8 protein-coding genes and 1 pseudogene are annotated in these 13051 nt (G+C 36.5%); all 9 read left to right on the forward strand.

Annotation, left to right across the window (positions count from 1 at the left end; translation table 11 throughout):
• Positions 1-34 precede the first annotated feature (34 nt).
• On the forward strand, positions 35-1438 hold the full coding sequence (nrfD, locus tag DOS84_RS08710; RefSeq protein ID WP_111409728.1) for an NrfD/PsrC family molybdoenzyme membrane anchor subunit: 1404 nt from the start codon (positions 35-37) through the stop codon (positions 1436-1438).
• Positions 1431-1955: a DUF3341 domain-containing protein gene (locus tag DOS84_RS08715; protein WP_111409729.1), complete on the forward strand. Its 525-nt coding sequence runs from the start codon at positions 1431-1433 to the stop codon at positions 1953-1955. The genes nrfD and DOS84_RS08715 overlap by 8 nt, the downstream gene beginning before the upstream one ends.
• 8 nt (positions 1956-1963) lie before the next feature.
• A complete protein-coding gene (locus DOS84_RS08720) occupies positions 1964-2512 on the forward strand; it encodes a c-type cytochrome (RefSeq protein WP_111409730.1) in 549 nt (182 codons plus the stop codon).
• 30 nt (positions 2513-2542) lie between these two features.
• The gene (locus tag DOS84_RS08725; protein WP_111409731.1) at positions 2543-3871 is read left to right on the forward strand and encodes a quinol:cytochrome C oxidoreductase; all 1329 of its coding nucleotides are present in this window, start codon (positions 2543-2545) and stop codon (positions 3869-3871) included.
• Positions 3872-3890: 19 nt separating this feature from the next.
• On the forward strand, positions 3891-5048 hold the full coding sequence (locus tag DOS84_RS08730; RefSeq protein WP_111409732.1) for a cytochrome c oxidase subunit II: 1158 nt from the start codon (positions 3891-3893) through the stop codon (positions 5046-5048).
• A gap of 28 nt (positions 5049-5076) precedes the next feature.
• Positions 5077-6873, forward strand: a complete 1797-nt coding sequence (locus tag DOS84_RS08735) for a cytochrome c oxidase subunit I (RefSeq protein WP_111409733.1) — start codon at positions 5077-5079, stop codon at positions 6871-6873.
• Between the two features lie 80 nt (positions 6874-6953).
• Positions 6954-7976: a Holliday junction branch migration DNA helicase RuvB gene (gene ruvB / locus DOS84_RS08740; protein ID WP_111409734.1), complete on the forward strand. Its 1023-nt coding sequence runs from the start codon at positions 6954-6956 to the stop codon at positions 7974-7976.
• 131 nt (positions 7977-8107) lie between these two features.
• Positions 8108-9028 (forward strand): tRNA epoxyqueuosine(34) reductase QueG, encoded by a 921-nt coding sequence (queG, locus tag DOS84_RS08745; protein ID WP_111409735.1) that lies wholly within the window; start codon positions 8108-8110, stop codon positions 9026-9028.
• Positions 9029-9250: 222 nt separating this feature from the next.
• Positions 9251-13051, forward strand: a pseudogene (locus DOS84_RS08750) (DUF11 domain-containing protein); the annotation flags it as partial.

Below are 13051 nucleotides of genomic sequence, written 5' to 3' on the forward strand. Positions count from 1 at the left end.
CAAAAATTATTAATTAAGAATCAAATAAAGGATTATGTCGTCTCACTACGAAGCAGCCATTAGAAAACCCTTAGTTATAGGTGATAAATCTTATCACGATATAACTGTTGATGTAGCCGCACCTATCGAAGGTAAAGCAAATAAACAATGGTGGATTGTATTTACAATTGCATTAACAGCTTTCCTTTGGGGATTAGGCTGTATTATATACACAGTGTCCACAGGTATTGGTACTTGGGGATTAAACAAAACAGTTGGTTGGGCTTGGGATATTACTAACTTCGTTTGGTGGGTTGGTATTGGTCACGCAGGAACTCTTATTTCTGCAGTACTTTTATTATTCCGTCAACGATGGAGAATGGCGATTAACCGTTCTGCAGAGGCGATGACAATTTTCTCTGTAATCCAAGCGGGTTTATTTCCAATTATACACATGGGACGTCCTTGGTTGGCGTATTGGGTATTACCAATTCCAAATCAGTTTGGATCTCTTTGGGTGAATTTTAACTCTCCATTACTTTGGGACGTATTCGCGATTTCAACTTATCTTTCAGTATCATTGGTTTTCTGGTGGACAGGATTGTTGCCTGACTTTGCAATGTTGCGCGATAGAGCTATTACGCCTTTCAACAAAAGAGTCTATTCTATCCTAAGTTTTGGATGGAGTGGTAGAGCTAAAGATTGGCAACGTTTTGAAGAAGTTTCATTAGTTCTTGCAGGTTTAGCTACCCCTCTTGTACTTTCTGTGCATACTATTGTATCGATGGACTTTGCTACTTCTGTAATTCCTGGATGGCATACTACAATTTTTCCTCCATATTTCGTTGCTGGAGCGGTTTTCTCTGGATTTGCAATGGTAAACACTTTGCTTATCATTATGAGAAAAGTTTCTAATCTTGAAGCTTACATTACTATTCAACATATCGAATTGATGAACATTGTAATCATGATTACAGGTTCTATTGTTGGGGTTGCTTACATTACCGAGTTGTTTATTGCTTGGTATTCTGGAGTAGAGTATGAGCAATATGCTTTCTTGAACAGAGCAACTGGACCATATGCTTGGGCATATTGGGCTATGATGACTTGTAACGTGTTCTCTCCACAATTTATGTGGTTCAAAAAATTAAGAACTAGTATTATGTTTTCTTTCATTATTTCAATTGTGGTAAACATTGGAATGTGGTTTGAAAGATTTGTAATTATCGTAACTTCATTACATAGGGATTATTTACCATCCTCATGGACTATGTTCTCTCCAACATTTGTTGATATTGGAATTTTTATCGGAACAATAGGTTTCTTCTTTGTGTTATTCTTATTGTATGCAAGAACATTTCCTGTTATTGCTCAAGCCGAGGTTAAAACAATATTGAAAGCTACAGGAGAACATTATATTAAAGAAAGAGAAGCTAATAAACATTCACATCATGAGTAATAAAGTTATATACGCCATTTATAATGACGATGATATTTTGATGGATGCCGTAAAAAAGACACGTGCAGCTCATCACCATATTGAAGAAGTATTTACGCCTTTCCCAGTTCACGGATTGGACAAAGCAATGGGACTTGCACCTACACGTTTAGCGATATGTGCTTTTATCTATGGTTTGTGCGGTTTGTCTTTTGGTACTTGGATGATGAATTATATTATGATTCAAGACTGGCCTCAAGATATTGGAGGTAAACCAAGTTTCAGTTATATTGATAATATGCCAGCTTTTGTGCCTATTATGTTTGAAGAAACGGTATTTTTTGCAGCTCACTTAATGGTAATTACTTTTTACATGAGAAGTAGATTATGGCCGTTTAAAGAAGCTGAAAATCCTGATGTAAGAACTACTGATGATCACTTTTTGATGGAAGTAGCGGTTAACAATAATGAAGAAGAACTTGTTTCTTTCTTTGAAGGTACAGGTGCGGTAGAAGTTAAAGTAATTGAAAAGCATTAATTGTAGATATGAAAAGTTTATATAAAATAACACTTGTATTGGGTTTAATGATAACGGTATCGTCATGTTTTCATAATGATAAACCGAATTATCAATATTTTCCAAATATGTATGAATCGGTGAGTGGTGAAACTTATTCTCCAGCTCCAGTTGATGTATTTAAAAACGGTAAAGAAGGTCAGCTTCCAGCTGTTGGTTCAATAAATAGAGGGTTTGAGCCATTCGAATATGAAAATACTCCAGAAGGATATGCTTTAGCTAAAGCTAATTTGAAATCTCCTTTAGATTCATTAGATAGAAATTCTGATAAAGGAAAAGAGCTTTTTGAGATTTATTGTATTAGCTGTCACGGTGCTGCTGGTGATGGTAAAGGAAAATTAGTAGAAAGAGAAAAATTTCTTGGTGTTCCAAATTACAAAGACAGGGAAATTACTGAAGGAAGTATTTTTTATGTTGAAACTTATGGTTTAAATGCTATGGGTTCACATGCTAATCAAATGAGTGCACACGAACGTTGGTTAGTTGCTGACTATGTTCTTAAACTAAAAGCACAATAATAATTGTTGAACAAACTGATCGTAATAGATATGTATACATTTTCAAGTAAATTAAAAACTTTTTCTTTCGTCTTAATGGCTGTTGGTCTTTTAGGAATTGGATATGGTTTTTTAACTGCACCTAAAGATATTCAAGATGTTGAAAAAATACTTGCTGCTGATGCTCATGGTAGTCATCATGAGGCAAGTGGTGAATCTGAAGGGGCTCACGCAGTTTCTGCTGAAGCAAAAGTGAAAGCTGAAGCAGAACATGCAGAACATTTAACTCATGTTTTGCATCAATTAGAAAATAAACCATGGTCTGCTTTATATGTAGCCTGTATTTTCTTTATGTTACTTTCTTTGGGAACATTGGTTTTTTATGGTATTCAGCAAGTGGCACAAGCAGGTTGGTCTCCAGTTCTTTTTAGAGTAATGCAGGGAATTACGGCCTACTTACCTGTAGGGTCTGTTATTTTCTTTATATTTTTAATTTTGTGTGGCTTACACTTTAATCATTTGTTTATTTGGTTAGATCCAGAAGTAGTTGCTCATGATAAAATTATTGCTAATAAATCTGGTTATTTAAATTTTCCATTTTGGATTGTTAGAGCTGCAGTATTTTTGGCTGGTTGGAATGCTTATCGTTATTTCTCTAGAAAAAATTGTTTGGCTCAAGATGAGTCGGATGATAACAGTTTCTACAAAAAGAATTTCAACATATCGGCTATGTTCTTGGTATTCTTTATTGTTTCAGAATCGATTATGTCTTGGGACTGGATTATGTCTTTAGATCCTCACTGGTCTAGCACACTTTTTGGATGGTATGTATTTGCTAGTTTCTTCGTAAGTGGTATTACGATGATTGCTATGGTTACTATTTATCTAAAATCTAGAGGTTATTTAGAGAATGTAAATACAAGTCATATCCATGATTTAGCTAAATTTATGTTTGGTATCAGTGTATTTTGGACATACCTATGGTTTTCTCAATTTATGTTGATTTGGTATGCTAACATTCCTGAAGAGATTACTTATTTTGTAATGAGAATTCAAGTATATAATTTGCCTTTCTTTGGCGCTGTTGTTATGAATTTCTTGTTCCCGGTTTTAATTTTGATTAATACTGATTTCAAGAGAATCACTTGGATCTTAGTTATGGCTGGTATTGTAATTTTGTTAGGTCATTATATTGACTTCTTTAATATGATTATGCCTGGTACCGTTGGTGGTAGTTGGTTTATTGGTGTTTCAGAAATTGCATCAGTTTTATTCTTTCTTGGATTATTTATTTTTGTTGTCTTCTCAGCATTAACTAAAGCTCCTTTGTTACCAAAAAGAAATCCATATATAGAAGAGAGTAAACATTTTCATTATTAATATTTAAAGAGATAAACAGATGACAAGTTTGTTGGTAATTATAGTTTTAGTTTTATTGGCTGTTGCTGTTTGGCAATTGACGAAAATATTCGATTTAACACAAGTTGCTTCGACTTCGGACAATTCGCAAATTGCAACCGACGATGACAATAATGTGCAAGGATATTTGATGTTTGGTTTTTTAGCCTTCATCTATATTTTTACGATATATGGAGTTTACACATGGGGACCATTAGTCCTGCACACTCCAGCATCTGAACATGGTGCTTTGATTGATAACTTGATGAATATCACATGGGTGTTGATTTTTACTGTTCAGGCAATTACTCAAGTTCTATTACATTACTTTGCTTTTAAATACAGAGGTAATAAGGATAAAAGAGCCTTGTATTTTGCAGATAATAATAAATTAGAAGCTATTTGGAGTGTAATTCCTGCTGTAGTATTAGCTGGTTTGATTCTTTATGGTCTTTATGCATGGACAAATATCATGTTTATTGATGAGGATGAAGATACAGTAGTTGTTGAGTTATACGCTCAACAATTTAAATGGACTGCAAGATACGCTGGAGCTGATAATGTTTTAGGGAAAGCAAATGTTAGATTGATTGAAGGAGTTAACACTCTTGGGGTTGATTTATCAGATCCATATGCTCAAGATGATATCGTGGTTTCAGAATTACATATACCTAAAGGAAAAAAGATTCACTTCAAGATGAGATCTCAAGATGTATTGCACTCAGCATACTTCCCTTATTTTAGAGCTCAAATGAACTGTGTGCCAGGTATGGTTACAGAGTTTGCTTTTACTCCAATTTATACAACAGCTGAATATCAAGCTTTACCATTCATGATTGAAAAAGTAGCTAATATCAATGCTATTAGAGCTAAAAAAAGCTTAGAATTGGTAGCGAAAGGTGAAACTGGATTAGATCCTTACACTTTTGATTATTTGTTATTATGTAACAAGATTTGTGGGGCTTCTCACTATAATATGCAAATGAAAGTTGTAGTGGATACTCCAGAGGATTATAAAAAATGGTTGAGTGAAAAAACTACTTTGGTTAGCGAAGTAAAAGCTTCTAAAGCTGAACCTGCTGCTCCAGATGCAGCTCCAGGTAAAGATTCAACTCTTACAAAAGATACAGCAGCTGTTGCTAAAATAGCTATGAAATAATTATTAAGAAAATTTAAAGTATAAATATATGTCAGCAGAAGGTCACGATCACGGACACGATCACGAACACGAACATCACCATAAGGACACATTCATTACTAAATATATTTTTAGTATTGATCACAAAATGATTGCCAAACAATATCTGCTTACAGGTATTATAATGGGAGTTATAGGTGTTGGTATGTCTATGCTTTTTAGAATGCAATTGGCTTGGCCAGAAGAATCTTTTAAGATTTTCAATATATTACTTGGAGACAAATGGGCTCCAAACGGAGTAATGGCAAACGATATTTACCTTTCATTAGTTACTATACATGGAACTATAATGGTATTCTTTGTTCTTACTGCAGGATTAAGTGGTACGTTTAGTAACTTATTGATACCACTTCAAATTGGTGCAAGGGATATGGCGTCAGGATTCATGAATATGATTTCCTATTGGTTGTTCTTTTTGTCTAGTGTATTAATGGTTTGTTCATTATTTGTGGAATCAGGACCTGCTAATGCTGGTTGGACAATTTATCCACCTTTAAGTGCACTTCCTCAGGCTATATCTGGTTCTGGTGCAGGTATGACTTTATGGTTAGTTTCTATGGCTATTTTCATCGCATCATCTTTAATGGGATCTTTGAACTATGTTGTAACTGTAATTAACTTAAGAACAAAAGGAATGTCTATGACAAGATTGCCTCTTACTATTTGGGCTTTCTTCGTTACTGCAATTATCGGTATTGTTTCTTTCCCTGTTTTATTGTCTGCAGCATTGTTGTTGATTTTTGACAGAAGTTTTGGTACTTCTTTCTTCCTATCTGATATTTATATTGCTGGCGAAGTTTTGCATTACCAAGGTGGTTCTCCAGTTCTTTTTGAACACTTATTCTGGTTTTTGGGTCACCCTGAAGTTTATATTGTAATCTTACCTGCATTGGGGATTACTTCTGAAATTATTGCCACAAATTCTCGTAAACCAATCTTTGGTTATAGAGCGATGATTATGTCAATTATTGCAATTGCGTTTTTATCTACAATTGTTTGGGGACACCATATGTTTATTTCTGGAATGAATCCTTTCTTGGGATCTGTATTTACATTTACAACCTTGTTGATTGCGATTCCATCTGCGGTAAAAGCATTTAATTATATTACTACACTTTGGAAAGGTAATCTTCAAATGAATCCTGCCATGTTGTTTTCGATTGGTCTTGTTTCGACTTTCATTACTGGAGGTTTAACTGGAATCATTCTTGGGGACAGTACATTAGATATAAATGTTCATGATACTTATTTCGTAGTAGCTCACTTCCACTTAGTAATGGGTATATCTGCTCTTTATGGAATGTTTGCTGGAATCTACCACTGGTATCCAAAAATGTTCGGTAGAATGTTGAACAAGAATTTAGGATATGTTCACTTTTGGGTAACTGCAATCTGTGCTTATGGAGTATTTTTCCCAATGCACTTTATTGGATTAGCTGGTTTACCAAGACGTTACTATACTAATACAAACTTTCCGTTATTTGACGATTTACAAAACGTAAACGTCTTGATTACAACATTTGCCTTGATTGGTGGAGCTTTCCAATTAGTATTTTTATACAACTTCTTTAGCAGTATTTTCTATGGTAAGAAAGCAGTTCAAAATCCATGGAAATCAAATACATTGGAATGGACGACTCCTGTAGAACACATACACGGTAACTGGCCAGGAGAAATCCCTCACGTACACCGTTGGCCTTATGATTACAGTAATCCTGCTCATGAAGAGGATTTTGTACCTCAAACGGTTCCAATGAAAGAAGGAGAAGTAGTTTTACATCACTAAAATTTCAAAATTATATAAATGCCTTTCATTATTGAAAGGCATTTTTTATATAAAATGATTACTTTTTTTACCTTTACCTCATGAATGAAAACTTAGATCCAACAAATAATAATTTTAGTTCCGAAGAACTGGATATTGAAAAGAGATTGAGACCATTATCGTTTGATGATTTTGCGGGTCAGGATCAAGTATTGGAAAATCTTAAGGTTTTTGTTGCTGCTGCCAATCAAAGGAAAGAGGCTCTTGATCACACTCTTTTTCACGGGCCTCCTGGTTTGGGTAAAACGACTCTGGCCAATATTTTGGCAAATGAATTAGAAGTAGGTATCAAAATTACTTCCGGACCTGTTTTGGATAAACCGGGTGATTTAGCTGGATTGCTTACAAATCTTGAAGAGAGGGATGTTCTGTTTATTGACGAGATACACCGTTTAAGTCCTATAGTCGAAGAGTACTTATATTCGGCTATGGAAGATTTTAAGATCGATATCATGATTGAATCTGGACCTAATGCGAGAACGGTTCAAATCAATTTAAATCCTTTTACGCTAATCGGAGCAACTACCCGTTCTGGTCTTTTGACTGCTCCTATGCGTGCTCGTTTTGGTATTTCGTCAAGATTGCAATATTATACTACGGAACTTTTGACTACAATTGTGGAGCGAAGTGCCATGATTTTCAAAATGCCGATTACTATGGAAGCCGCAATAGAAATTGCCGGTAGGAGTAGAGGGACACCTCGTATTGCGAATGCATTATTGCGTCGTGTTCGTGATTTTGCTCAAATAAAAGGTAACGGAACCATTGATATTGAAATAGCGCGATATGCCTTAAAAGCATTGAATGTAGATGCCCATGGTCTGGACGAAATGGATAACAAAATTTTGAATACCATAATTGATAAATTCAAAGGAGGGCCCGTTGGTTTGTCCACATTGGCAACCGCCGTATCCGAAAGTAGTGAAACTATCGAGGAAGTTTATGAACCTTTCTTGATTCAGGAGGGTTTTATTATGCGTACGCCTAGAGGGCGTGAAGTAACGGAAAAAGCTTATAAGCATTTAGGAAAAATCAAAGCCAATATTCAAGGTGGATTATTCTAATGGTTAGGAGCTATTCCTGCTATCCGTTGCAATCTTTTCTATTTTTAAAGAAAAAATAGAAAAGGATTTTCACTGCTATCAGGGCTAGGGCTTTAATAGTGATCAAGATCTTTTATTAAAAATTAGAAGCCATAAACAATAAGTCAAAATACACGCAATTTATAAAATCCGAGGCCAAGCGTCTTGGATTTTTGTCTTGTGGCATCTCAAAAGCTGGTTTTCTAGAACAGGAAGCTCCTCGTTTGGAAAATTGGCTGAATCAAAATTACAATGGGCAAATGTCCTATATGGAGAATAATTTTGACAAACGCTTGGATCCAACATTATTGGTCGATGGTGCCAAGAGTGTAGTTTCTCTTTTACTAAACTATTATCCTTCGGAATTTCAAAATTCAGATTCCTATAAAATATCCAAATATGCTTATGGACAGGATTACCATTTTGTCATAAAGGATAAACTAAAAGAGTTGCTTTTTTCGATAGAGTCTTATATTGGTGCTGTTTCCGGACGTGCTTTTGTAGATTCTGCTCCTGTTTTGGATAAAGCTTGGGCTGCCAAAAGCGGTTTAGGGTGGATAGGTAAAAACAGTAATCTGCTGACTCAAAAAGTAGGTTCTTTTTATTTCATCGCCGAGCTTATTATTGATTTGGATCTAGAATATGATTATGCCGTTACAGATCATTGTGGAACCTGTACGGCCTGTATTGATGCTTGTCCAACAGAGGCAATTGTGGCGCCTTATGTTGTGGATGGCAGTAAATGTATTTCTTACTTCACTATTGAACTTAAAGAGAATATTCCTTCGGATATGAAGGGTAAATTTGATGATTGGGCTTTTGGCTGTGATACTTGTCAAGATGTTTGTCCTTGGAATCGTTTTTCAAAATCTCATAATGAACCTTTGTTCAGTCCCAATCCCGAATTACTTTCGATGTCCAAAAAAGATTGGATCGAAATAACCGAAGAAACTTTTAAAATCGTATTTAAGGATTCTCCTCTTAAACGATCAAAATTTCAAGGAGTAAAACGAAATATTCTTTTCTTAGAATAATATTTCCTTTTTTTGTGATCGTCTCTATATTATTTTTTTTAGCAGATTATAAAAACGTAAAATTCTGACATTAAATAACTGTATTTTAACGTTTTAATGCGCTTTATGTCGACAAAAGTGTGAATTGACGACAAAATATGTAGTTAAACGGAAATTGTTAATAAGTTATTCATAATTATTTAGTTTTGACAGACCCAATCTATTGAAACTTAACGACTAATTATGACAAACTTTACTTGGAAAAGGCTTAACCTTATTAAGCCATTGTTAATTGTTGCTTTATTTTTGTTCAGTAGTCATACTGTTTTTTCTCAATTTTATACGACACACTATGTAGCTCCAGCACCATGGCAATACTTTAGTAAGGCTAATGAAATTATCATAGCTACAAATTCTACTACTACAGTAAATATAGCTTTGAAAAAAAGTGATGGCACTTTAATAACGAATTTGACGGCAATTAAGGGGACACCAGCAGTTTATAGATTTTCAGGACTTCCGAGTGCTTTAGGTGTTCATCCTTTCAATACAATTGTAAATGCTGCTGGATTAATAATTACTGGTGATGGACCAACTTCAGTTAATTTAAGAAATGTAGCCTCTGATAATTTAGGGTCTGACGGAAGTGATACCAATATAAAAGGAAATGCATCTTTAACGAGTTTTGGAGACGCAGGAATTGGGGTTCGTTATAGGATAGGATATTACAGGGATGGCGGTTTAGGTAATTTTGGGGGATTTGGAACTCAATATCCAATTTACACCATTATGGCTATAAATAATGGTACAACAATAAAATTAAATGGTGTAGTTTTAACGACATTGAATGCAGGTCAGAGTTATTTATTTCAGGCTGCAATAGGTTCTTTGGTGGAGTCTTCAAGTGGAACAGTTATGAATACTTCTGCAAGAATTGATATGCCAAGTGGATGCGGGGATGGAGTTTTTGACCAAGTTCCACCAGAATCAGTTTTGGGTTCTGAATATTTTATAGAGAGAGGTAAGGGTAATGATACGGCCGAACAAACAACTGTGGTTGCTATAAAAGCCAATACGGTATTAACCATTAATACATTTTCAACAACTGGAACTTTGACTGGTACAGTTACTACTACTCTTGTGAATGCAGGAGATTTTTACACATTTAAAAATGGAGTTTCCAATACTCCATTTACAGCGACAAGAGTTTCGTCAACTGAAAATGTAGCTGTTTATTCAGGTACTGCACAATCCTGTGAGGTAGATATTTCAGTAATTGCTCCGGTATCGGCCTGTGGAGGCTCAAACTTTATAGAAACCAAAAAATTTAGAGCTTATAATTCTGCTACTTCATTGCCTTATTTTGGATATGTCCTTTTGAAAGATGCAACAGCTATTGTTGATGTTAATGGGGTTAATATTGAAACTCTTGCGGGGGCAAGATATCAATTAGGTACAACTGGATGGTATTTAATAAATTTTACGGATACACAAATTAGTAGCCCAGATATAATTTCAGTTTCAAGTTCTGCTAAGTTGACAGTTTCTATTGTCCAACAAGGAGGAGGGTTTTCTATGGCAGGATTTTTCTCTAATTTTGCACAACAGCCCGATGATCCTACTTTGACTTATGTTTCGGGAGGTGGATGTACTAATAATTCGGCAATTTTATCTACACCATCTGGATTTGCTCCATATCAATGGTATTATAATGGAGTTGCTATTTCTGGAGAAACTTCGAATACATATACGGCTACACAGACCGGTTCGTATTCAGTTGCGTCAACTTTAGTTTGCGGGTCTCTGATTCAATCAAGACCGATTATTGTTACTTTATGTACTGATCTTGAAGTACTCAAAACAGTTGATACTGCCAATCCTTGTGTAGGTACAAATGTTGAGTTTACAGTAAAGGTGACTAATTTAGGTTCCAATAATGCTTCTGGTTTATCGGTTAATGATTTATTGCCTTCGGGTTATACTTATATTAGTTCCGTTCCATCGGTTGGAGCGTATAATCCAACTACAGGAATTTGGAGTATAGGTAATTTAAATAGTGCACAGGTTATTACTTTAAAAGTTTTGTGCAAAGTAAATGCTAGTGGAGTATACTTGAATACGGCTGCTATTCCAGCAGGGAGTCAACCAGATAGTAATTCTTCAAACAATTCGGCTAGTATGTCAACTACTCCAATTGTATCACCAACAGCTCTTTCTTTAACAGGGAGTACAATTTGTGTATCTCCTGGCTCAAATGGCACAATAACTTCAACAACATCAGTAAGCGGAGTAACTTATCAATTGTATAATTCTGGTAACGTTGCGGTACAAAGTGCTAAAGCAGGAACAGGAACAGGATTAACATGGTCTTCATTGCCCGCCGGAAATGGTTATTATGTTGTGGCTACCAATGCTGCGCTTTGTACTGCAACGAGTGGCACGGTAAATGTTTTGACTACTCCTAATCCAACAGTTCTCTCTTTAACAGGGAGTACAATTTGTGTATCTCCTGGTTCAAATGGCACAATAACTTCAACAACATCAGTAAGCGGAGTAACTTATCAATTGTATAATTCTGGTAACGTTGCGGTACAAAGTGCTAAAGTAGGAACAGGAACAGGATTAGCATGGTCTTCATTGCCCGCCGGAAATGGTTATTATGTTGTGGCTACCAATGCTGCGCTTTGTACCGCAACGAGTGGCACTGTAAATGTTTCAACTACTCCCAATCCAACCATATCCAGTGCGGGAGCTGACCAAATAGGAGCGACTACATGCGGACTTACTACAGTTACTCTTGGTGCAAATACTCCAACAGTAGGTACCGGTAAATGGACTATTGTAAGTGGAACGGGTGGATCCTTTGTTTCGGATACCAATCCAACAACAACTTTTTCAGGTACAGCAGGCACAACTTATGTGCTGCGCTGGACAATTTCTAATAATCCTTGTACAGACTCTACGGATGATGTTAATGTTACTTTTAATTTGTTCTCTGCAGTTCCGACTATTGATTCTGTTGCGCCAACATGCGCGGCAGTGGGGACAAGCACGATCAGCAATTACATTGGAACAAACACTTATACTTTCAGCCCTGCGGGTCCAACGGTGGATGCCACGGGATTGGTAAACGGTATGGTATTTGGCACAAGTTATACGGTTACCTCAAACAACGGAAGCTGTACTTCGGTGGCTTCGGCCTTGTTCAGTAATCTGGATAAGTTGGTTACCCCGGCGGTTCCTACTATTGATTCTGTTGCGCCAACATGCGTGGCAGCGGGGACAAGCACGATCAGCAATTACATTGGAACAAACACCTATACTTTCAGTCCTTCGGGTCCAACTGTGGACGCCACGGGATTGGTAAGCGGTATATTACTTGGCACTAGTTATACGGTTACTTCCAACAACGGAAACTGTACTTCGGCGGCTTCGGCTTCGTTCAGTAATCTTGATAAGTTGGTTACCCCGGTGGTTCCTACTATTGATTCTGTTGCTTCAACATGCGTGGCAGCGGGGACAAGCACGATCAGCAATTACATTGGAACAAATACTTATACTTTCAGCCCTTCGGGTCCAACGGTGGATGCCACGGGATTGGTAAGTTCAATGGTGTTTGGCACTAGTTATACGGTTACCTCAAATAACGGAAACTGTACTTCGGCGGCTTCGGCTTCGTTCAGCAATCTGGATAAGTTGGTTACCCCGGCGGTTCCTACTATTGATTCTGTTGCGCCAACATGCGCGACAGCGGGGACAAGCACGATCAGCAATTACATTGGAACAAACACTTATACTTTCAGCCCTGTGGGTCCAACGGTGGACGTCACGGGATTGGTAAGCGGTATGGTATTTGGCACAAGTTATACGGTTACTTCCAACAACGGAAACTGTACTTCGGCGGCTTCGGCTTCGTTCAGTAATCTTGATAAGTTGGTTACCCCGGTGGTTCCTACTATTGATTCTGTTGCTTCAACATGCGTGGCAGCGGGGACAAGCACGATCAGCAATTACATTGGAACAAATACTTATACTTTCAGCCCT

It is taken from the genome of Flavobacterium aquariorum, from assembly GCF_003254745.1.
Lineage (GTDB): Bacteria > Bacteroidota > Bacteroidia > Flavobacteriales > Flavobacteriaceae > Flavobacterium > Flavobacterium aquariorum.

What these genes read in the sequence shown, in the direction of transcription:
- DOS84_RS08735 (WP_111409733.1), top strand. Translation starts at nt 5,077, where the DNA reads ATGTCAGCAGAAGGTCACGATCACGGACACGATCACGAACACGAACAT.
- DOS84_RS08715 (WP_111409729.1), top strand. Translation starts at nt 1,431, where the DNA reads ATGAGTAATAAAGTTATATACGCCATTTATAATGACGATGATATTTTG.
- DOS84_RS08725 (WP_111409731.1), top strand. Translation starts at nt 2,543, where the DNA reads ATGTATACATTTTCAAGTAAATTAAAAACTTTTTCTTTCGTCTTAATG.
- nrfD (WP_111409728.1), top strand. Translation starts at nt 35, where the DNA reads ATGTCGTCTCACTACGAAGCAGCCATTAGAAAACCCTTAGTTATAGGT.
- ruvB (WP_111409734.1), top strand. Translation starts at nt 6,954, where the DNA reads ATGAATGAAAACTTAGATCCAACAAATAATAATTTTAGTTCCGAAGAA.
- DOS84_RS08720 (WP_111409730.1), top strand. Translation starts at nt 1,964, where the DNA reads ATGAAAAGTTTATATAAAATAACACTTGTATTGGGTTTAATGATAACG.
- DOS84_RS08730 (WP_111409732.1), top strand. Translation starts at nt 3,891, where the DNA reads ATGACAAGTTTGTTGGTAATTATAGTTTTAGTTTTATTGGCTGTTGCT.